General features: G+C 71.2%; 22 protein-coding genes. 8 read left to right on the top strand and 14 right to left on the bottom strand.

Features of this window, described 5'->3' with window-relative positions; all coding sequences use genetic code 11:
• Nucleotides 1-288: 288 nt before the first annotated feature.
• From C1701_RS09280 to C1701_RS09330, 12 genes are all read right to left on the bottom strand, one after another.
• Nucleotides 289-843: a DUF3558 domain-containing protein gene (locus C1701_RS09280; protein ID WP_103055813.1), complete on the bottom strand. Its 555-nt coding sequence runs from the start codon at nucleotides 841-843 to the stop codon at nucleotides 289-291.
• 365 nt (nucleotides 844-1,208) lie between these two features.
• Nucleotides 1,209-1,763, bottom strand: coding sequence for a DUF3558 domain-containing protein (locus tag C1701_RS09285; protein WP_103055814.1), 555 nt, complete (start codon nucleotides 1,761-1,763; stop codon nucleotides 1,209-1,211).
• Between the two features lie 347 nt (nucleotides 1,764-2,110).
• Nucleotides 2,111-2,710 carry a DUF3558 domain-containing protein gene (locus C1701_RS09290; RefSeq protein ID WP_308208857.1) on the bottom strand — a complete coding sequence of 200 codons (600 nt, stop codon included), beginning with the start codon at nucleotides 2,708-2,710 and terminating at the stop codon, nucleotides 2,111-2,113.
• Entirely contained in the window at nucleotides 2,707-2,889 is a 183-nt protein-coding gene (locus C1701_RS27280; RefSeq protein WP_337662207.1) for a hypothetical protein, read from the bottom strand. The genes C1701_RS09290 and C1701_RS27280 overlap by 4 nt, the downstream gene beginning before the upstream one ends.
• A 63-nt stretch (nucleotides 2,890-2,952) precedes the next feature.
• Nucleotides 2,953-3,135, bottom strand: a complete 183-nt coding sequence (locus tag C1701_RS27285) for a hypothetical protein (RefSeq protein ID WP_337662208.1) — start codon at nucleotides 3,133-3,135, stop codon at nucleotides 2,953-2,955.
• A gap of 225 nt (nucleotides 3,136-3,360) precedes the next feature.
• Nucleotides 3,361-4,794 (bottom strand): MBOAT family O-acyltransferase, encoded by a 1,434-nt coding sequence (locus C1701_RS09300; protein WP_030226218.1) that lies wholly within the window; start codon nucleotides 4,792-4,794, stop codon nucleotides 3,361-3,363.
• A 39-nt stretch (nucleotides 4,795-4,833) separates the two neighbouring features.
• Entirely contained in the window at nucleotides 4,834-5,793 is a 960-nt protein-coding gene (gene rlmB, locus C1701_RS09305) for a 23S rRNA (guanosine(2251)-2'-O)-methyltransferase RlmB (RefSeq protein WP_026417587.1), read from the bottom strand.
• Nucleotides 5,793-7,214 (bottom strand): cysteine--tRNA ligase, encoded by a 1,422-nt coding sequence (gene cysS, locus C1701_RS09310; protein ID WP_030106777.1) that lies wholly within the window; start codon nucleotides 7,212-7,214, stop codon nucleotides 5,793-5,795. The genes rlmB and cysS overlap by 1 nt, the downstream gene beginning before the upstream one ends.
• A gap of 135 nt (nucleotides 7,215-7,349) precedes the next feature.
• Entirely contained in the window at nucleotides 7,350-8,051 is a 702-nt protein-coding gene (locus C1701_RS09315; protein ID WP_026417589.1) for an HAD family hydrolase, read from the bottom strand.
• Nucleotides 8,052-8,157: 106 nt separating this feature from the next.
• Entirely contained in the window at nucleotides 8,158-8,628 is a 471-nt protein-coding gene (gene ispF, locus C1701_RS09320; RefSeq protein ID WP_030226214.1) for a 2-C-methyl-D-erythritol 2,4-cyclodiphosphate synthase, read from the bottom strand.
• A 4-nt stretch (nucleotides 8,629-8,632) separates the two neighbouring features.
• Nucleotides 8,633-9,403, bottom strand: coding sequence for a 2-C-methyl-D-erythritol 4-phosphate cytidylyltransferase (gene ispD, locus C1701_RS09325; protein WP_030106775.1), 771 nt, complete (start codon nucleotides 9,401-9,403; stop codon nucleotides 8,633-8,635).
• A gap of 192 nt (nucleotides 9,404-9,595) precedes the next feature.
• Complete coding sequence (locus tag C1701_RS09330) at nucleotides 9,596-10,084, bottom strand: CarD family transcriptional regulator (protein WP_016698477.1); 489 nt, start codon at nucleotides 10,082-10,084, stop codon at nucleotides 9,596-9,598.
• Between the two features lie 297 nt (nucleotides 10,085-10,381).
• Between C1701_RS09330 and C1701_RS09335 the strand changes: the two genes are divergently transcribed.
• Together C1701_RS09335 and radA are read left to right on the top strand one after the other, a co-directional pair.
• Nucleotides 10,382-11,062 (top strand): hypothetical protein, encoded by a 681-nt coding sequence (locus tag C1701_RS09335; RefSeq protein WP_156038592.1) that lies wholly within the window; start codon nucleotides 10,382-10,384, stop codon nucleotides 11,060-11,062.
• 139 nt (nucleotides 11,063-11,201) lie between these two features.
• On the top strand, nucleotides 11,202-12,596 hold the full coding sequence (radA, locus tag C1701_RS09340) for a DNA repair protein RadA (RefSeq protein WP_103055816.1): 1,395 nt from the start codon (nucleotides 11,202-11,204) through the stop codon (nucleotides 12,594-12,596).
• A 24-nt stretch (nucleotides 12,597-12,620) separates the two neighbouring features.
• On the opposite strand, the gene C1701_RS09345 is transcribed toward radA, so the two are convergent.
• A complete protein-coding gene (locus tag C1701_RS09345; RefSeq protein ID WP_103055817.1) occupies nucleotides 12,621-14,861 on the bottom strand; it encodes an Ig-like domain-containing protein in 2,241 nt (746 codons plus the stop codon).
• 237 nt (nucleotides 14,862-15,098) lie between these two features.
• Complete coding sequence (locus C1701_RS09350; protein WP_051313473.1) at nucleotides 15,099-15,833, bottom strand: hypothetical protein; 735 nt, start codon at nucleotides 15,831-15,833, stop codon at nucleotides 15,099-15,101.
• A gap of 217 nt (nucleotides 15,834-16,050) precedes the next feature.
• Here C1701_RS09350 and C1701_RS09355 point away from each other — a divergent pair, with 217 nt between their 5' ends.
• The 6 genes from C1701_RS09355 to C1701_RS09380 all read left to right on the top strand — a co-directional run bounded on the left by C1701_RS09355 (nucleotide 16,051) and on the right by C1701_RS09380 (nucleotide 21,042).
• A complete protein-coding gene (locus tag C1701_RS09355) occupies nucleotides 16,051-16,935 on the top strand; it encodes an A/G-specific adenine glycosylase (RefSeq protein ID WP_026417595.1) in 885 nt (294 codons plus the stop codon).
• A gap of 140 nt (nucleotides 16,936-17,075) precedes the next feature.
• Entirely contained in the window at nucleotides 17,076-17,603 is a 528-nt protein-coding gene (locus C1701_RS09360) for a 2'-5' RNA ligase family protein (protein ID WP_026417596.1), read from the top strand.
• Nucleotides 17,604-17,689: 86 nt separating this feature from the next.
• Nucleotides 17,690-18,007: an antibiotic biosynthesis monooxygenase family protein gene (locus C1701_RS09365; RefSeq protein ID WP_026417597.1), complete on the top strand. Its 318-nt coding sequence runs from the start codon at nucleotides 17,690-17,692 to the stop codon at nucleotides 18,005-18,007.
• Nucleotides 18,004-18,834: an SIR2 family NAD-dependent protein deacylase gene (locus tag C1701_RS09370; RefSeq protein WP_030106770.1), complete on the top strand. Its 831-nt coding sequence runs from the start codon at nucleotides 18,004-18,006 to the stop codon at nucleotides 18,832-18,834. Before C1701_RS09365 ends, C1701_RS09370 begins: the two co-directional genes overlap by 4 nt.
• 415 nt (nucleotides 18,835-19,249) lie before the next feature.
• On the top strand, nucleotides 19,250-20,233 hold the full coding sequence (locus C1701_RS09375) for an ATP-binding cassette domain-containing protein (protein WP_103055818.1): 984 nt from the start codon (nucleotides 19,250-19,252) through the stop codon (nucleotides 20,231-20,233).
• Nucleotides 20,230-21,042 (top strand): ABC transporter permease, encoded by an 813-nt coding sequence (locus C1701_RS09380; protein ID WP_026417600.1) that lies wholly within the window; start codon nucleotides 20,230-20,232, stop codon nucleotides 21,040-21,042. Before C1701_RS09375 ends, C1701_RS09380 begins: the two co-directional genes overlap by 4 nt.
• The last annotated feature ends 8 nt before the right edge of the window (nucleotides 21,043-21,050 follow it).

Here is a 21,050-nt window from a genome sequence, read left to right on the forward strand (position 1 = left end):
CTCCCAGCCGGTTGAACTCGGCTGCAGTCTGTTCATCCGCGGCCTGAGTGCGCCGGGCACTGGCTCGGATAGCCGCCGCCAACTCCGTCAACGCCTCGATGTGGGCAGTCTCTTACGGGACAGCGTGGAGGCGAACTACCGCCCGCCACCTCACCACGGACATCCCGCAGGCCGTTGCCCACCGCCCACGACGAGGACTGAATGAGAGCAGTGCCCTCGGCGCACCAAGGATTCGGGAGTGTCCCGTTTTGGATCACCCGCACCCGAGGAACACCACCGTCAGCCTGGTCAGCCCGAAGACCGAGGCAACAACGGCTCCACCGCCGCTGCGGTGTCCTCCGCTAGGGCGCACGCCCGCTCGACTGTTCCCGCGTAATGCACAAAAAATGACACATGGGCCTGCTCGCTCAAGTCCACCGAAATTTGACAATGTTCTGACGGTATTTCGTCAATGATGCGGAGCGCGCGCAACGGACCCACACCAATCTCCTCAACCGTGTAGTTCGTCAGGTTCAGCTGATCAACTCCGCGCATCCAGTTCAGGTGAATCGTCATGACCGGACGCTCGCCGCCCGGAAAACGGTAGCGGCAGTCGTGGGACAGGCCGACGTCATCGAACGTGGCGGTCTCCGGGTCGAAGCCCAGAGCGGTCATTTCCTCGTCGCTGAGGATTTCGCAGGGCAGCATCTCCGACAGCTCCGCCACCACATCCACCCCCGGCTGCTCGCCGGGGCTCCCACCCACCGACGGGTCGGCGCTCCCCGGAAGGGAGGAACCCACCGTCGGCTCCACGGCCACCGCGGTCCCTCGTTCCGCGCTCGTGCAGGCAGACAGCAGTCCCACCAGTCCCAGGGCTGTTCCCCACACACCCACACCCCTGCGCCTCACGCCCCATCCCCTCCCAGCCTGTTGAACTCGGCTGCGTTCTGCTCATCCACCTCACGAACACGTCAAGTACTGGACCGACCTACAACACCGTCACCTCTGTCACCCTGACATACAACAGGCCGAAATAAACATGCGGCAGGTGCGCAATCGTAGAAATACCAGCCCACGGGGAGATCGTGAAGGGATAAAGCACTCACCACCCCTCGCAATATGAATACCACACGACGCTGCCCCCACAAGAACACTTCCCTCAAAAAACGATAATACGGACAAGCGCCGTCCTGAATCAGCCACAACCGGGGAGCACCACCTCGCTGCGGTCAGCCCGGGGACCGAGGCAACGACGGCTCCACTGCCGCAGCAGTCTCCTCCGCTATGGCGCACGCCTGCTCGGTCGTCCCTCCGAACTTCACGAAAATCGACACGTGGGCCTGCTCGCTCAGCGCCAGAGACATCTGACACGACTCTGGATCAATCTTGTCGGTGATCCTCAGCGCACGCAGCGGCCCCACACTCATTTCCTCAGCGATGAAGTTGCTCAAGTTCAGCTGATCAATACTCAGTTTCCAGTCCAGACCAATGTACATGAGCGGAGTTCCCCCAGCCGGTGGACGGTAATTACAGGAGTAGGACACTCCGACGTCGTTGAACGAAGCGCTCTCCGGATCGAAACCGAGATCGTCCACTTCCTCGTCGCTGAGGATCTCACAGGGCAGCATTTCCGACAGCTCCGCCGCCACATCCACCCCCGGCTGCTCACCGGGACTCCCACCCACCGACGGATCGGCGCTCCCCGGAAGGGAGGAACCCACCGTCGGCTCCACGGCCACCGCGGTCCCCTGCTCCGCGCTCGCGCAGGCAGACAGCAGTCCCACCAGTCCCAGGGCTGTTCCCCACACACCCACACCCCTGCGCCTCACGCCTCATCCCCTCCCAGCCGGTTGAACTCGGCTGCGGTCTGTTCATCCGCAGCCTAAGTACGCAGGGCCCTGGCTTGGATGGCCGCCGACAACTCCGTCAACGCCTGAATAGCATGGCAGCCCTGCTGAAATCGCCAACGGTCAGGCTTCCCCCTCACCGGACCCCAGTCCATGGGGAGGGCGCGAGAAGCCCAACGACCCCAGCCTCCGAACCCACGCAAGATGAGGAACGAAACTCTTCCAACGAACCACCAAGGCCGAGGGGAGTCACTCTCACTCGTGGAGTAGTACCGTTTTCCCGGTTATCCCGAGGACCGAGGCAGCTTAGGCTCCACAGCAGCCGCGACTGACTCCGCCGTGGCACACGCCTGCTCGGTCGTCCCCCCGTAATGGACGAAGATTGACACATGGGCCTCCGAGCTGAGAGCGACGGACACCTGACAGTGTTGCGAGTCGGCTCCGCTGACAATCCTGAGAGCACGCAACGGCCCCACGCTCTTTTCCTCGACGGAGTAGTTAGTCAGGTCCAGTTGGTCAACGCTGCGTTGCCAATTCAGCTGAATGGACATAGGTGGACGTCCGCCCCCAGGAGGACGGTAGTCACAGGCATAGGACAAGCCTACGTCATCGAACGAGGCACTCTCCGGATCAAAACCGAGATCGTCCACTTCCTCGTCGCTGAGGATCTCACAGGGCAACATCTCCGACAGCTCCGCCGCCACATCCACCCCCGGCTGCTCACCGGGACTCCCACCCACCGACGGATCGGCGCTCCCCGGAAGGGAGGAACCCACCGTCGGCTCCACGGCCACTGCGGTCCCCTGCTCCGCGCTCGCGCAGGCAGACAGCAGTCCCACCAGTCCCAGGGCTGTTCCCCACACACCCACACCCCTGCGCCTCACGCCTCATCCCCTCCCAGCCGGTTGAACTCGGCTGCGGTCTGTTCATCCGCGGCCTGAGTGCGCCGAGCACTGGCTCGAACGGCCGCCGCCAACTCCGTCAATGCCTCGATGTACAGCACGAGGTTTTCCTTTGCGGACTGCGATGTCCCGGCAGCGCTGAGCTTGGTCTGTTCTGACATCTGGAGGGCCACCGGGCTCGACCCCAGGGGAACTCTCTGGTCGAGTTCGTCGACCCGCTGCAATCAGTTCCCTGCTCTCTCGGCTATCGCGTCGATCTTCCTCGCCATTGATTCGGCGCTCTCGGGATCGATCGACACCTTACCGGCGGCAGCGGCCGCGCTGAACCGTCCGATGCTGCCCATCATCTTGCCGGCCTCGGGCATAGCCGCCGGCTGCGTGCCCCCACCGCCATCCTCGATGTACATCAGATCTCCCTCCACAAGCACCGCCACGGCAGAAACTACCAACACCGGTACCAACATTCCGGCCGTTCGATCCACGCTACCCACGGTCGGCCCAACCCGTCCCACCGCATGGCGGGCGCCTGGACCGCCTCGGCGCCGCGTGACCCCCAAGTCGAGCGAGACGCGAGACGCTGCGTACGGACACCCGGGCAACCGTCTCCCCACCGGGAAAGGAACCGCCCAGGATCAGAACTGGTAGTAGAGGAAGGGGCTGAAGGTGCCGGTGGCGACGAGGATGGCCGCGTAGCAGAGACCGGCGGTGACGACGGCGACGCGCAACACCGCCGCTGGCCGGCTGCGGGCCGACTCCAGGTAGGGGCCCGTCACGCTCCGCCCGGGCAGCAGGAACACGGTGGCGGCCAGCACGAGGATCAACAGCCGTTGGTTGCTCAGCGCCGACTCCACGTCGTAGGTGAGCCCGGCCAGGTCCGGCAGGAGCATGTTGGCCAGCACGCTGAGCGCTGACGACAGGTCGGGTGCCCGGAACACGACCCAGCCGGCGGTCACGAGCAGCATCGTCAGTACCCGGCGGCCGATGGCGGCGGCTGCCCCGCCAGGAGCCCGGTCCCAGCCCATGGCCCGCTCGGCGACCAACAACGCGCCGTGGAACAGGCCCCACACGACGAAGGTCCAGTTCGCGCCGTGCCAGATCCCGGTGAGCAGGAAGATGATCCACAGGTTGCGGTAGGTCTTCCGCTTGCCCCCCCTGTTCCCGCCGAGGGGGATGTAGACGTAGTCGCGGAACCAGCGGGAGAGGGACATGTGCCAGCGGCGCCAGAACTCCGTGACGGTCACCGAGGAGTAGGGCCGGGCGAAGTTCTCCGGCAGCCGGAACCCGAGCATCCGGCCCAGGCCGATGGCCATGTCCGAGTAGCCGGAGAAGTCGAAGTACAGCTGGAGCGTGTAGGTGATCGCTCCGAGCCACGCGACGGCGAAGGTCATCTCGTCGGCTGGCGTGGCGAAGCAGGCGGCGGCGACGGGGGCGAGGGAGTCCGCGACCACGACCTTCTTGGTGAGGCCGAGCGCGAACCGGGGTAAGCCCGCGGCGATGTCGTCGAGCCGGTGGGTGCGCCGCTGCGGGAGCTGGTCGGCGATCTCGTGGTAACGCACGATGGGTCCCGCCACCAGCTGCGGGAACATCGAGATGTAGGTCACGAACGACACGGGGTCCCGCAGTGCCCGCCGTTCGCCCCGGTAGATGTCGACCACGTAGGAGATGTGGTGGAAGGTGTAGAAGGAGATGCCGATGGGCAGGGCCAGCTCGACCACCGGGGTTTCCAGGCCGAACCACCCGGCGAGCACCGCGGCCTGCTCGGTGAGGAAGCCGGCGTACTTCCACACGAACAGGATGGACACGTTCAGCGTGATGACGCCGATCAGCATCCACCGCTTCCTGGCCCGCCCCAGATCCCACTCGTCCGGTTCGAGGGCCGGTGCGACCAGGTAGTTCACCGCGATGCAGACCAGCAGCAGCAGCGTCGTACCGCCGGCCCCGCTCGCGTAGAACAGCAGGCTGGCGACGGCGACGACGCCGTTGCGCCACCCTCGCGGCGCTATCAGCAGCACCGCGAGGACGGCGGGCATGAAGTACCAGAGAAAGAGCGGGCTGGCGAACGACATGACTCCCCCAGGTCTGTGCCGCGGCCGGGAGGAGTGGGGTCAGCGCAGCCGGCGACGCCGGGCGACCTCCGCGAGGAGCACACCGGCCGCGACGGAGGCGTTCAGCGACTCCACTCCGGCGGCCATCGGGATCGACACGGTGGCGTCGCAGTTCTCCCGGACCAGCCGGGACAGCCCCCGGCCCTCGGACCCGACCACGATCACCAAGGGGTCGGTGGCCAGGGACAGGTCGTCGAGCTCGACCGACCCGTCCGCGTCCAGTCCCACGACCATGAGTCCCTGCTTCGCCCAGTCCTTCAGGGTCCTGGTCAGGTTGGTCGCCATCGCGACGGGGATGCGGGCGGCGGTGCCGGCGCTGGTGCGCCAGGCCACGGCCGTCATCCCCGCGCTGCGGCGCTGCGGGATGACGACACCGTGCGCCCCGAAGGCCGCGGCGGAGCGGATGACCGCTCCGAGGTTCCTCGGGTCGGTGACGCCGTCCAACGCGACCAGCAGCGGCGGGCGCCCGGTCTCCTCGGCGGCGGTGAGCAGGTCGTCGGGGTGGGCGTAGTCGAACGGTGGCACCTGGAGCGCCAGGCCCTGGTGCAGGGCTCCCTGGGTGATCTTGTCGAGTTCGGTGCGGGCGACCTCCAGCACGGAGATGCCCCGCTCTGCGGCCAGGCCGACCGCGTCCCTGACCCGGTCGTCGGCGTCGATCCCCAACGCGACGTAGAGCGCCGTTGCCGGGACACCCGCGCGCAGGCACTCGGCCACCGGGTTGCGACCCGCGATCGTCTCCGGTTGGTTGCCCGCCGCCCTCGCCCGCTGCTGCCGGGCGGCTTCCTGCCGCCTCGCGGCGTCCGCCCGCTTCTTGGCGGGGTGGTTGGGACGCATCGAGGCGGGTGGAGTCGGCCCCTTGCCCTCCAGCCCCTTGCGCCGCTGCCCGCCGGAGCCGACGACCGCGCCCTTCTTGGTGCCCGGCTTGCGCATCGCGCCACGGCGCTGGGAGTTGCCTGCCATCAGTTGGTGCCCTTCAACGTCCAGACCGGTCCGTCCGGTCCGTCCTCGACAGCCACGCCGACGGCCAGCAGTCGGTCCCTGATCGCGTCGGCGGTGGCGAAGTCACGCTCCTCCCGGCTGCGCTGCCGCTCGGCGAGCAGCTGTCCGACCAGCGCGTCCAGCGCGGCCGTCGCCGGGAGTTCCGAGGCCTCGGCGTTGCCCCACCGGGGGTCGAGAGGATCAAGCCCGAGCACCTGCAACATCCAGCGTACTGTGCCGGCCTGTTCAGCGAGGGCCTGCCGTTCGGATTCGCCCTCGGCGCGCAGCTGGTTGCCGTGCCGGACCTGGTTGTGGATGATCGCCAGCGCCTTCGGCACGTTGAGGTCGTCGTCCATCGCCTCGGCGAACTCGCCGCGCCGCGCTGGCAGGGCCTCGACCGCGAGGGCTGGGTCGAGCTGCCCGGCGACGCGCACCGCACGGCGGACGAAGGCCTCGATCCGCTGGTAGGCGGTGGCCGCCTCCCGGAGGGCCTCGTGCTGGAACTCCAGGGTCGAGCGGTAGTGGGCGGTCAGCAGGTAGTAGCGCAGTTCCGGTGCCCGGACCTGCTCGAGGAGGGCCGGGACGGCGAGGGTGTTGCCCAGGGACTTGGACATCTTCTCGCCGCCCATGGTCACCCAGTTGTTGTGCAGCCAGTACCGCGCGAAGGGGTCTCCCGCCGCGGTCGACTGGGCCAGCTCGTTCTCGTGGTGCGGGAAGACCAGGTCGGTGCCACCGCCGTGGATGTCGAACCGGTCCCCGAGGTAGTAGGTGGCCATGGCGGAGCACTCCAGGTGCCATCCGGGCCGCCCGGGTCCCCAGGGGGTCGGCCACGAGGGTTCACCGGGCTTGGCCGCCTTCCACAGGGTGAAGTCCCGGGGGTCGCGCTTGCCCTCGGCCGCGGTCTCGCCCTGCTGCATCTCGTCCAGCCGTTGACCGGACAGGGTGCCGTAGTCGGGGCAGCTGGTGACCGAGAAGTAGACGTCGCCGGCGGCGGCGTAGGCGTGGCCGCGATCGATCAGCCGTTCCATCAGCTCGACCATCTGCGTGACGTGGCCGGTCGCCCTTGGCTCGATGGCGGGCCGGAGGCAGTTCAGCGTGTCGTAGGCGTCCTGGAAGGCACGTTCGTTGCTGGCGGCCCACTCCCACCACGGGACACCCGCCGCCTCAGCCTTGCGCAGCACCTTGTCGTCGATGTCGGTGACGTTGCGCACCATCGTCACGCGGTAGCCGTCCGCCTCCAGCCAGCGGCGCAGCACGTCGAAGTTCAGCCCGCTGCGGAGGTGGCCGATGTGGGGTGCGCCCTGGACGGTGGCCCCACAGACGTACATCGACACGGCCCCCTCGGTGAGGGGACGGAACTCCCTGGTCGTGCGGGTGCCGGTGTCGTGTAGGCGCAGGCTCACAGCCGAGATGGTACGGAAGCAGCGCGCGGAAGCCGGTCACGGGGCGCGATGGCCACCCGCTGGGCGGGCGACCCGGGGGCGGTGGTCGCGGCTCCCGGGCGAGTCGAGGGGACGGCCCGCCACCACCATGATCGCCTACCCGACGACCGTCTCGTCAAGGAGACCCCGCTCACGCAGCGCCCGCAGCAGGGCGTCCGGCCGGTCGGCGACCGGAGCCGGCTCCACGAGCTGGAAGTCGCACCCCAGGGCCGCCGCGGCGCCGTCGGCCTCCTCGCTGTCCCCGATCATAAGCGTCCGGCCGGCCGGCAGGCCCAGCCGGTCGCACGCGGTGCGGAACAGGCGCAGGTCCGGTTTCGCCGCGTTCTCGACGTAGGACAGCACGTAGGCGTCCACCAGGTCCGCCACCCCGAGCCGGTCGAAGGAGGCCCGGATGTCCCAGGCGATGTTGCTGACCACCGCGACCTTGACCCCCCGGTCGCGGAGGCCGCGCAGGACGACCTCGGTGTCCGGGTAGGGGCGCCAGTGGGCCGGGTCCAGCATCAGCTCGTACACGTGTTCCGCGTGGGAGGTGGACACCCCCGCGCCGCGCATGATCTCCACGTAGACCAGCCGGTGCAGCTCCGGTTCGAGGTCCCGCCGCTCCCAGGCCCGTTGGAGCCCTGCTGGCAGCCCCGCCCCGGGACCGGTCGGGGCGATCAGCGCGCGCAGGAGCCGGTCCTGCCCGGCCGAGTCCATGATCATCCCGGGGTCCCCGATGGAACCGTCGAACCAGGAGCCGTCCGGCTCCAACCGGAACAAGGTTCCCGAGAAGTCGAAGAGCACCCCGTCGATCGCCATGCCGTCCACCCTAGGCGGGCGGCGGGCGGTGGTCACGCTCCTGTTGCCGCCGTCCCACGGCCGAAGGTGGCCGTCCCGCGCCTTCGTCGTGCCGGACTCGGGCGGCTCACCGCACGGGGAGCAGCAGTGCGGTGGCGATCGCCGCGACGCCCTCGCCCCGCCCGGTCAGCCCGAGGCCGTCGGTGGTGGTCCCGGTGACGCTCACCGGGCCGCCCAGGGCCTCGGAGAGCACCCGCTGGGCCTCCGCGCGGCGGGGGCCGATGCGGGGGGCGTTGCCGATCACCTGCACGGCCGCGTTGCCGAGCCGGAAACCCGCCTCGGCCGCCAGGGACCTCGCCTCCGCCAGGAACTCGACGCCGTGGGCGCCGGCCCACCGGTCGGAGTCGGTGCCGAAGACTGCCCCGAGGTCTCCCAGCCCCGCGGCGGAGAGGACCGCGTCGCAGAGCGCGTGCGCGGCCACGTCGCCGTCCGAGTGACCGGCGCAGCCGTCGACGCCCTCCCAGCGGAGACCGGCCATCCAGCAGGCCCGGCCGGCGAGCACCGGGTGGACGTCGGTGCCGAGCCCCACCCTGGGCATCAGGTCACTCACCGCTGGTCGCGCTCCGTTCCGGTGTGGGGTCGCCCGCGGTCGCAGCGGCCAGTGCCTCGGCGACCACCAGGTCGAAGGGAGTGGTGATCTTGAACCCGTGGGGGTGGCCGGGAACCGTGAGGACCTTCTCGCCACGGCGCTCGACCAGCCCGGCGTCATCCGTGGCGCCGGGCCCCGCGCCGGATCGCCCGGATCGGGACGGGTCGTCGGGGCTGGTCCGAGCGGACAGCCCGTGAGCCCGCAGCAGCACGTCGACGGCGAAGGCCTGCGGGGTCTGGGTCAGCCTCAGCACGGCGCGGTCGGGCGTGTGGCGGACGAAGCCGGTGGCGTCGACCTCCTTCACGGTGTCCGCGAGCGGGAGCACCGGTGTGACGGCTCCCGCCCCGGCCCGGACCGTGTCCACCACCGACCTGATCACCGAGGTGGGCATGAACGCCCGCGCGGCATCGTGGACCAGGACCACGCTCGTGTTCGGCAGGGCGGCGAGCGCCGCCCGCAGGGCCAGCCCGACCGAGTCGGTGCGGGTCTCGCCTCCCGCGACGACGTCCACGGCCCGCCCGAATGACGCGAGCAGCCCGGTCACCTCGGTCACCTCGTCCGTCGGCGCGGCGACGACGACCCGATCGACAGAACCTGACTCGGTCAGGCCACGAACTGCCCTGACCAGCAACGATTCACCTGCGACCGTCACGAGGGCCTTGGGTCGGCCCGCGCCGAGCCGAACCCCGTGCCCGGCCGCGGGCACCAGTGCGACGACGGTCACCACGACCGCCGTTCCATGACACGTTCTTCCACTCGCAACGACTCCACCGAAAACCCGCCGCCTGCGGCTCCCCCACCGGCCGGCGGCGGACGGCCGGCACGTCGAGCCCCTCCGCGAGCGGGAGCCGGCCACTCCGGCCGGTCCCCCGTGAGCCGCGGAACGGAAGCCCCACGGCGCGGAAGTCCGTGGGGGTCAGGAAGCGGTCGCGAGGACCTCGTCGAGCAGCGTCTCCGCTTTGCCTTCGTCGGTGCCCTCGGCGAGAGCCAGCTCACTGACCAGTATCTGCCGCGCCTTGGCCAGCATGCGCTTCTCGCCAGCCGACAGGCCCCGGTCCTTCTCGCGCCGCCACAGATCACGCACCACTTCGGCAACCTTGTTCACGTCGCCGGACGCGAGTTTCTCCAGGTTGGCCTTGTACCGCCGGGACCAGTTGGTCGGCTCCTCGGTGTGCGGAGCACGCAGCACCTCGAAGACCCGGTTCAGCCCTTCCTGCCCCACGACATCCCGCACACCGACGATTTCGGCGTTGTCGGCGGGGACGCGCACCGTGAGGTCGCCCTGGGCTACCTTGAGAACGAGGTACTGCTTCTCCTCGCCCTGAATTACTCGGGTTTCGATTGCTTCGATGAGAGCGGCACCGTGGTGCGGGTAGACGACGGTCTCTCCGACCTTGAAAACCATGTGTCCTCTGCCCCTTTCGCTTCGCCCATCTTAACACGGGACACAAGCTGACCCCGAGCAGCCGGCGAACCCTTGTTGCAGGTCAGGGGCCGTGCGCGGGGTTGACAAACCCCGGACCGCCATGCATGTGACGCCCCTTTCCCCACCCGTTGATCCAGGCTGGCGCACCGAACGGGTGGACGTGCGCCCCTGATGGGATCTGGTTGTGAGCGGCTGGTGAGCCTTGGATAGGCTGCCGACACGTCAGCTACCGCCACGGACATGCCACCGCAGTCCCGGTCAGAGGGAGGACCGCACGTGACAGGCGCACCGGAGGCACCAGGAGTCGGAGGCGCCAGCAGGACGCTCCCGTCCCGCACGCGTCGCGTAGGCATGCTCCCCGCCGCGCTCGGACTGGGTGCCGCCCTGCTGCTCACGGGGTGCAGCGCCGGGCAGATCACGCAGACCAGCTCGCAGGTGCCCGTGATCGCGGGCGCCGACGCGGACGCGGGAACGATCGCGGTCCGCGACGCGAAGCTGACCTTCCCCACCGAGCAGGACCCGCCCGCCTACCCGGCGGGATCGGATGCCCCGGTCTCGGTCACGATCGTCAACCGCGGCACCGGCGCCGACACGCTGCTGTCGGTCACGTCCCCGTCGGCCGAGTCCGTGACGGTCGAGGGCGACACCGCGCTGCCGGCCGGCACCAAGCTGGTGGCGACGGGCCTGGGTGAGGCGACCTCCGAGCTGGAGACCTCCACTCCCGAGGCGGGGGAGCCCTCCGCCGAGATGAGCCAGTCGGCGCCGGAGACGGACGCCGCCCAGTCGGGCCAGGACGTCGCGGACATCGGTGTGCTCTCCCTCACCCTCGTCGGCCTGCACGACGAGGTCCACCCTGGCGTGAACGTGGAACTGGTGTTCGAGTTCGAGAACGCCGGGTCGCTGAGCGTTCAGGTGCCCGTGGGCGAGGACCCGGAGCCGGCGACCCGCGGCGACTGACGTCTCGGCCGTCCCGCTCCCCCGCGGCAGCTGGGACGGCCATCCCGCCCAGTCCCGGCGGTCAGCGTGCGCCCACCTCCCCGGGCGCGGCACCCTCCCCTGACCGGACCCGTCGGGCGGTTGCCCTACCTTGCGGGTCGTGGCGACCAAGAACACCAGGGCCCCCCGACCCCGGCACCGGTGCGCGGAATGCGGCCACGAGGTGGCCAAGTGGCTGGGACGGTGCCCCGAGTGCCAGGCGTGGGGAAGCATCGGCGAGATGCCCGCCGCTCGGACGAGCGGGGTGAGCGGGGCGGGCCGCCTCGCCGCCGGGGCTCCCTCGACCCCGGCGCGACCAATCGTCGAGGTGGACATCGAGTCGAGCAGGGCCCGCCCGAGCGGCGTGCCGGAACTCGACCGCGTCCTGGGCGGCGGGCTCGTTCCCGGGGCGGTGGTGCTGCTCGCCGGTGAGCCGGGAGTCGGGAAGTCCACCCTGCTGCTCGAGGTCGCCCACCAGTGGGCGGCGAGCTCGGACGAGCCGGCGCTGTACGTCACCGGTGAGGAGTCGGCCGGCCAGGTGCGCCTCCGCGCGGAACGCACCGGCAGCCTGCACCAACGGCTCTACCTCGGTGCCGAGAGCGACCTGTCCGCCGTTCTCGGGCACGTGGACGCGGTACGTCCCGGTCTGCTCATCGTGGACTCGGTCCAGACGATGCAGTCCCCGGAGGCCGATGGCGGCCCCGGCGGGATGACCCAGGTCCGGGCCGTCACCGTGGCGCTGACCGCGATGGCCAAGGAACGCGGGGTCCCGGTGGTCCTCGTCGGTCACGTGACCAAGGACGGTTCCGTGGCCGGCCCCCGGGTGCTGGAACACCTGGTCGACGTCGTGCTGCACTTCGAGGGCGACCGCCACTCGACGCTGCGGATGATCCGGGGCGTGAAGAACCGCTTCGGGGCGGCGGACGAGGTCGGCTGCTTCGAACTCCGGGACGACGGCATCGTGGGTCTCCCCGACCCGTCCGGGCTGTTCCTCAGCGACCGCGAGGTGACCGTGCCCGGCACGGCGGTCACCGTCGTCGTGGAGGGCAAGCGGCCGTTGCTCGCCGAGGTCCAGGCCCTGGTCGCCGCCTCCACGCTGGCCACGCCCAGACGTGCCGTCAGCGGGCTGGACTCCGCTCGGGTGTCGATGATCCTCGCCGTCCTGGAGCGACGCGGTCGGGTCCGGCTCGGTGACGCCGACGTCTTCACCGCCACCGTGGGTGGGATGAAGGTGACCGAACCAGCGGCTGACCTCGCGCTCGCGCTGGCCGTGGCCTCAGCCAAGGCCGATGTCGCCCTGCCCTCCGACCTCGTGGTCCTGGGGGAGGTCGGGCTCGCCGGCGAGGTCCGCCGGGTCACCGGGCTGGGACGTCGGCTGGCCGAGGCGGGCCGCCTCGGTTTCCGGCGGGCACTGGTGCCGCCGGACTCGGGTCGGGTTCCGGAGGACGTCGTGGTCACCGAGGTGCCCCACCTCGGCGCGGCGCTGGCGGCACTCCGGGACCTGGCGCAGAGCTGACCGCCGGCCAGCCCCGACAGCCGCTCAGACCTCGACGTTGTCCTCGCCCTCCCGCCGCCGGCGCCCGAAGGTCAGGCCGGAGCCCACCGCGAGGGCCAGGGCGGCGACCGTGAGCAGCGGGAGGAACCGCAGCAGTCCGTCGTCCTCACCCTCGGCGGCCTGGTCGACGAAGCGGCTGGGTTGGCTGCCGCCGCCCTGCGTCCCCTCCACGACCCGGGGCTCGGCGTGCTTGGCCACCGCGGACCCCTCGGGGCCCGCGTGGACCTCCGGTGGTGGCACGTTCCCCGAGCCCACCACGGTGAGCGTGCCGGTCGTGGGCTGGGACAGCACGCTGTCCACCTCCTGTTCGACCGTCACCGTCCTGGCGCCGTCCGGCAGGGGTTCGGCGGGTGTCACCGACCAGTGCCCGTCCCCGCCGACCGTGGCGACGCCCACGACGTGCCCGTCCACCGACACGGACACGTCGGCTCCTGGGGTGCCCGTCCCGGCGATCACCGGACGGCTGTTCGTGGTCTGCCAGCCGGTGACCGGCGCGCTGATCTCGGGCTCTGGCGGGGAGACGACGAAGGAGGTCATGACGAGGCCGGACTGCCACTCGCTCCCGTTCGGGGCGGTCCAGAACTGGGAGACGGCGAGTTCGTACCGGCCGAGTGGCAGTTCCTCCTCCGGGTCGATGCGCCACGACCCGTCCGTTCGCGCGACCGTGGTCGTCCTGGTCCCCCGGTACTCGACGGTCACCTCGGCGCTCGGCTTCGCGGTGCCGATCAGCGGCAGCAGCCGGTCGGTGTGCCGGGAACCGTCCTCGGGGAACGTGACGACCGGCGTCCTGAGCTGCGGTTCGTCCGGGTCGAGGTAGGCCGGGACGCCGTCGCCGTTCTCGTCGCGCACGGCGGTGGGGTCGTCGGCGAGCTCGATGTGGTCCGGGACACCGTCGCCGTCGCTGTCGTCGGAGGTGGTCAGGATGCGCAGCTCGTCGTCGTGCGCCGGCAGGACGCTGGTCGCCAGGGGCTGGGCGTAGCCGGCGGTGCGGGCCACCCCGGCCGGGCAGCGGTGACCGCCCGGTGTGGTCGTTCCGGCGGAGTGCAGACCGATCGCCGCCGTCCCGGACAGGACCGGAGCGCCGCTGTCGCCGGAGGCGGTGCAGGCGTCGTGTTGGAAGGTCAGCTGGCGGTGGAACCCCCCGGCGAGGTCGTCGACCCGGACGTCCACCTCCACCGCGTCGATCGTGCCGCATTCCCAGCCGGACGCCTGACCGACCACGCAGACCGGCATGCCCTCGATCGGCGCGGCGACGGTCTCGACGGGCAGGGTGTCACCGCGCTGGTCGGTGACCCCGGGTCGCATGGGATACCGCGGGTCGGTGATGCGGACCACCGCGTGGTCGTGGCCGCGCCCGCCCCCGGTGAGGCTGTCCCAGAACACGGCCTCGAAGATGCCGATCAGGCTGCCGTCCCGTCGGCTCTTGACCTGGCTGGCGCCCCCGTGCCCGCAGTGGCCGGCGGTCAGGGAGGTGGCCCGCCCCACCGCGTCGAGTGCGTTGAACCCGAGCGAGCAGGGACGCCCGGCGCCGCCGTCCTCGCGGCGGGAGGTGATCCCGTCCCATCCGAACAGGTCGAGCTGGGGGTGGGGCCGGTGATCGGCGACCCTGACGCTGACCCGGACGTCGTCCTCGGGTGCTCGGGCCGCGAGTTCCCGCCCGGTCGGGCTGTTCACGACGGTGAGTTCGACGGTGCTGGTCCTGGAGCTGACGCCGACGGCGTGGACCAGGGCCTCCTGGTCCACGGGTAGCCCGCTCACCCAGTCCCGGACGCGGTCGGCGGCCTCGGACAGCCTGCGGGCGTCCAGCCCTCGGAGGTGCGTCCGCGCTCCGGCGGCTCGCGCGGTCTCGGCGGCGGCCTGGCTGGTGACCGCCACGTTCAGGCCACCGTCGTCCGGGTCGAACCAGGCTCCGCCGAATCGGTCACCCAGCGACTCCCGCAGCTCCTCGGCGGTCTCCGCGGCGGCGGCCGCCCGCACGGCGCGCACCGCGTAGGTGCGGGGGTCGGTCTCCAGGTCTCGACGGATCGCCTCGGACAGCCCGTCCGGGTAGGTGGCCGCCTGCTCGCCCGGGCTCATCGGTGCCGTCGTGTCCTCGGCGGCGACGAGGGCAGGCGGTTCGCTCGGCCGTGCGCGCGCGGTCGGCCCGTCGACCGTGGTCGCCGTCCCGAGGGACGCGGCGGTCAGGAGGACGAGCAGCCGGGCGGTGAAGCGTCTTCTCGCTCTCACCGTGTCCGGCCCGGTTCAGGGGCGCTTCCCCGGCTGGGCGACATAGTCGCGAAGCTAGCGCGCGTGACGGTGCGCGACCGGCGTGGGGAGCGAAAAGACGCTGAACGGTGTTCGGCTCGTTAGCTTCCGCATGCGAAAAGCACACAACGCCGTGACCTGCGGAGTTATGCGCGGTCGACGGGCGGCCTGGCGAGCTGGGCCGACGGTCGGAGGGCTGGCGGGACACCGGCCGCCCGGTCAGGGCAGGAGCCGGAACTGGACCGGTTCGCCGACGAGCTCGCCCAGCCTGGGGACCAGGAGGTAATCCCCCGCCGGCACCTGCTGCCGGTCGGTGGGACACCCTGGTTCCGAGGTCCTGCCCGCCCAGGTGATCTCGAAGTTCAGCTCCTCGCCGGGGTCGAGCACGGGCACCTCTGGCTGGTCCGCCGAGTAGCAGTGGTTGCTGGACCACAGGACGGTCCGCTGGTCCGCCGTGGTGACGGTCAGTTCGCGCAGCTCCCGGTTGACGTCCCTCGCGCACGGCTCGGTCCCCTCGTTGGTGACGAGGAGGCTCAGGACCGGTCGTTGCCCGACCCGGTGCTCGGGTCCGGAGCTCGACGCCCGCACGGAGATCGCCTCGTCTGGGCACACCGGTGGGGGTCCCGGTGGGGCCGAGGAAGACGCCGGGGCCCCGCTGGTCCCGGGACGGGCGGAACCGGGGGCGCCGTCCTCCGCCGGGTCCTCGGACCCGGCGGGACGGCTTGACGGGGTGCTGGTGGCCGGGCCGGGACCGGCATCCGGGGAGGGCGGCGGGTGGCCGGGCGGGTTCACCGGGGCCTCCTCGTGTGACGCGGCCCGGTCGGTGTCCTCGCCGCCGGAGGCGGCGGCCACCGCCCAGAGCGCCAGGACCACGACCAGGATCGCACCACCGAGTGCGACCAGGCGACGTCGCCAGTACACGGTGGGGGGCAGCGGGCCGGTCGGTTGGATCACGCGTCCGACGGTAACCCGATCACTACTCCAGGTGGAGCAATGGCCTTTCGTTCAGCCACGCGTGTCGCATGACCCGTTTTCGGGGTGGTCGAACTCAACCCCGTTCCGGCGAGGGCCCTCCGTGGGGCGCCGACCCCCCGGGACCCGTGGGGTGTGGGGCCGCCGGCCACCACCCCGCGTCGTCCCCGCGCGGACGCACTGCCAGGATCAGACCGTCATGAGAAGCCGAGAACTGCCGCCGGACACCGTCCTCGCCTGGTTCGACGTCCACGCCAGGGACCTGCCCTGGCGTGATCCGGACACGAGCGCGTGGGGCGTCCTGGTGAGCGAGATCATGCTCCAGCAGACGCCGGTGTCCCGGGTGGAACCCGTCTGGCTGAACTGGATGGCGCGCTGGCCGCGCCCGTCGGACCTGGCGGCCGAGACCCAGGGCGAGGTCGTCCGCGCCTGGGGCAAGCTCGGCTACCCCAGGCGGGCGTTGCGCCTGCATGCGGCCGCCACCGAGATCGCGGAACGGCATGACGACGTCGTCCCCTCGGACGTGGACGTCCTGCTGGCGCTGCCCGGGATCGGCGCGTACACCGCACGGGCGGTCGCCGCTTTCGCCTACGGTCAACGCACCCCCGTCGTCGACACCAACGTCCGGCGGGTGGTCGCCAGGGCGGTGCACGGCGCGGCGGACGCCGGTCCTCCGTCGACGACACGGGACCTGGCGGACGTCGCGGTGTTGCTCCCCACCACCGAGTCGAGGGCGGCCAGGTACTCGGCGGCGTTGATGGAGTTGGGCGCGATCGTGTGCACCGCGCGGTCGCCGAGGTGCGCCGACTGCCCCGTCCTGTCCGACTGCGCCTGGCAGCGGGCCGGCCGCCCCGCCTACAGCGGACCGGCGAAACCCGTGCAGCGCTTCGCCGGGACCGACCGCCAGGTGCGGGGGCTGCTGCTCGACGTGGTGCGCGGGTCGGACCGGCCCGTCGAGCGGCACCGACTCGACCTGGTGTGGGCGGACGCGGGCCAGCGGGACCGCTGCCTGGACAGCCTGCTCGTCGACGGGTTGATGGAACAGACCGACGAGGGCCTGTTCGCGCTGCCAGGCGAGCGCTGAGGACCTCCGCGGTCGCCCTGGTCCCACCGGGGAACGCGGGTGAGCGGCCGCCCGCCGCCGCCCCGGGTGCCCGCGCGCCGTTCGGGTGGATTCACCGATCCGGCCACCGGGGGCCGCCTCGCCGGGGCACACTGCGCCTCGTGGCTGAGGCACTGGTGTTCTACTTCGACGACGAGGCCGAACGGGCCGTTCGGGTGCTGTGGGAACGCTTGGAGCGGGCCGGGGTGCCCAGTCTCGCTCGGCTGGGCCACGGGCAGCACCGGCCGCACCTGACCCTGGCGATGGGGGCCGCGTTCCCAGTGCCCATCCGCCGGGAGCTCGCCGGGGAACTGGACCGGATCCACCTGCCCGACCTCTGGCTGCACACCGTGGGCACCTTCACGACCAGCGAGGACGTGCTCATGCTCGGGGCGATGGTGGACGTCGAACTGCTCGCGGTGCATTCCGCCGTGCATGACGTGCTCGCCGGTGGCGTGCGGCAACCCTCCGCGTACTACCTGCCCGGTTCGTGGGTCCCGCACTGCACGCTGGCCATGGGGATCACCGGCGAGCAGCTGGTGGCCGGGTTCGCCGCCCTGCGCCCGGTGCCCGCGATCCACGCCAGGGTCAGCGGCGTGGGGATCGTCGACACGGTCACCGGGAAGGTCTCGACGCTCCTCGCGAGATGACCGACGGGCACCGGGACGTCGGCCGGGTGGGCGCCCGACCCCGAACATCCGCCGTCACCTGCCCGGTTCCCCGGTACGGTCGTGGCATGGCAGTCGTGAAGATCAACGCGATCGAGGTTCCCGAGGGCGCCGGCCCGGAGCTGGAGAAGCGGTTCGCCGCCAGGGCCGGCGCGGTCGAGAAGGCTCCCGGTTTCCTCGGCTTCGAACTGCTCCGCCCGGTCAGCGGGGACACCAGGTACTTCGTCTACACCCGGTGGGAGACGGAGGAGGACTTCCAGGCCTGGGCCGGGGGGCCGGCGAAGGAGGCGCACTCCGGGGAACGGGCGAAGCCGGTCGCCAGCGGGGCGGACCTCCTGGAGTTCGAGGTGGTCCAGCACGTGGAACCCTCCGCCGGGCAGGGATGACGAAGGACGACCTGCACCGCGCCGCCGAACTCCTGCGCGGCGCCGAGGCGCTGCTGGTCTGCGCCGGGGCGGGCATGGGCGTCGACTCCGGCCTCCCGGACTTCCGGGGGGACGAGGGGTTCTGGCGTGCCTACCCGCCCTACCGCCGCCTCGGGGTGAACTTCGTCGAGCTGGCCGACCCGGTCCACTTCGACGCCGACCCGGAACTGGCGTGGGGCTTCTACGGCCACCGCCTCGAGCTGTACCGGTCGACCCTGCCGCACGCGGGCTTCGGGGTGCTGCGGTCCTGGGGCGCGGACCTGCTCGGGGGCGTCCGTGTCTTCACCTCCAACGTCGACGGGCAGTTCCAACGGGCGGGGTTTCCGGAGGACGAGGTCGTCGAGTGCCACGGCTCGATCCACCACCTCCAGTGCGGTGTTCCCTGCGGGCCGGACGTGTGGCCGGCGGACGATGTCCGGCTCACGGTGGACGCGGAGACGATGCGCGCGTCGTCGCCGCTCCCGACCTGCCCGCGTTGCGGCGCGGTGGCCCGCCCGAACATCCTGATGTTCGGGGACGGCGCCTGGCTCGGCACCCGGACCGAGGCGGTGATGTCCGAGTACGTGCGGTGGCGGCGCGAGCTCCGGAGGGCCAGGCTCGTCGTCGTGGAGGTGGGAGCGGGCACCGCCGTTCCGACCGTTCGACGTCAGGCCGAACTCGCGAGCGCGGCCACGGGTGCCCTGGTGCGCGTCAACCCTCGGGAGGCGGAGGTGCGGCACGGCCGGGGCGTGTCGCTGCCCGGGCCGGCCCTCGACACCCTCCGGGCGCTCGACGACCTCCTGCGGTGAGGTGAACGCCTCCCGACGTCTCCCCTGCCGAGTCGCCGCCCCCTGCCCGGTCCGGTCCGCGACCGCCACCCGCGTCCCGTCGGACCTCCCACTCGGCCGCGTTCCCGGCGTGGAACGGCGATCAGGGCCGGTACGCGGGTAGCCTGCGCCCACCGCCACCCGTGAGGGCGGCGACCGCCGCCCTCACGCACCGCTCCGCTCGTCCTGCCGCGCCCGCTCGCCCGACCCTGACGCCGTCCCCCACGGGGTGACGGCCAGCCAGTCATGTCGCCGTCGGTGTACGACTGCCGGGTCAGATCCACCAGTCATCCGGGTAGCTGCGCACAGCAGGGGGACGAACGGTGACAGCGGGCTGTGCGCGGTCCGCCAGCTCCGGGGGGCAGGGTGGCGGACGAACACCCAAGGGGAGGAAAGCATGTCGTATGCGATCCAGGCCGAAGGCCTGGTGAAGCGGTACCGGGAGCACACCGCTCTCGCAGGGGTCGACCTGTCGGTGCCCGCCGGCAGCATCGCGGGCCTGCTGGGGCCGAACGGCGCGGGGAAGACGACCGCCGTCCGGATTCTCGCGACCCTGCTCCGCCTGGACGGGGGGCAGGCGTCGGTCGGCGGCTTCGACGTCAGCCGTCAACCGCTCCGCGTCCGGGAGATCATCGGCCTCACCGGGCAGTACGCGGCGCTCGACGAGGAGATGACCGGCCTGGAGAACCTCGCCCTCATCGGGCGCCTGTTGGACATGAACCGGCGGTCCGCGAGGGCCAGGGCGGAGGAACTGCTGGAACAGTTCGAGCTGTCCGACGCCGGCGGACGGCCAGCCAAGGGCTACTCGGGTGGGATGCGCCGGCGGCTCGACCTCGCGGCGAGCCTGGTCGGCCGCCCCCAGGTGCTCTTCCTGGACGAGCCGACCACCGGCCTCGACCCCCACAGCCGCAACCAGGTCTGGTCGATGGTCCGTTCGCTGGCGGACGAGGGGGTGACCGTGCTGCTGACCACGCAGTACCTGGAGGAGGCTGACCGGCTCGCCGACCGGATCACCGTCATCGACCAGGGCCGGGTGGTCGCGGAGGGGCGGGCGGACGAGCTCAAGCGGAGGACGGGGGGCCAGTCCCTCCAGGTGCGCACGAGCCTGCCAGCCGACATGGACACCGTCGCTGGCATCCTGACCGACCTCGTCGGTCGGGCGCCGCACCGTGACGAGGAGAGCAACCTCCTCACGGTGCCGGTGGAGGACCCCGTCGTGCTGTCGACGCTGGTCCGCAGGCTCGACGCCGCCGGGGTGGTCGCCGACGAGCTGGCCCTGCGCCTGCCGAGCCTCGACGACGTGTTCCTGGCGCTGACCGGGAGGACGACCGGGCCCGAGGAGATCACCGAGGCACCGGTCAAGGAAGGAAACCTGGCATGAGCACCGCCGTCGTGTCCCCACCCGCCCGTTCCGGTTCCCGGCCCGGGAGCATGGTCAGGCACGGCCTGATCCTCGCCGGCCGCAGCGTCGCCAAGATCCGGAAGTCCCCGGAGACCCTGCTCGACGTCACCCTCCAGCCGATCCTGATGCTGCTGATGTTCGTCTACCTCTTCGGTGGGGCGATCGCGGGGAGCACGGACGCCTATCTCCAGCTGGTCCTGCCCGGGCTGATGGTGATGATCGCCCTGACCGCCAGCCTCGGCACCGGGTTCGCGTTGAGCCAGGACATCTCCAAGGGGGTGTTCGACCGGTTCCGCAGCCTGCCGATCGCCCGGTCCGCTCCCCTGGTGGGCGCGGTTCTCGGAGACATCGTCCGGTACGCGGTCTCCCTGGCGGTGCTGCTGGGATTCGGGATGCTGCTCGGTTTCCGGGCGACGACCGACCCGGTGTCGGTGCTGGTCGCGGTACTGCTGGTGATCGCGTTCGGCCTGTCGATCTGTTGGCTGTCGGTGCTGCTCGCGATGCTGGTCCGCAGCCCGCAGGCCGTGATGGGCATGTCGATGGTCGTGATCTGGCCGCTGATGTTCGGCAGCAACATCTTCGCGCCCACCGAGACCATGCCAGGGTGGCTCCAGGCCTGGGTGAACATCAGCCCCATCACCCAGCTCTCGGACACCGCCCGTGGGCTGATGATCGGCGGGGAGGTCGCCGGACCGATGGTGGCGTCGTTGCTGTGGATGGCCGGCCTGCTGCTGGTGCTGTTCCCCGCGGCGTCCTGGGCCTACCGGCGGCGGCTCAGCCGCGGCTGAACACCCGC

This window comes from Actinoalloteichus sp. AHMU CJ021 (assembly GCF_002895405.1).
Lineage (GTDB): Bacteria > Actinomycetota > Actinomycetes > Mycobacteriales > Pseudonocardiaceae > Actinoalloteichus_B > Actinoalloteichus_B caeruleus.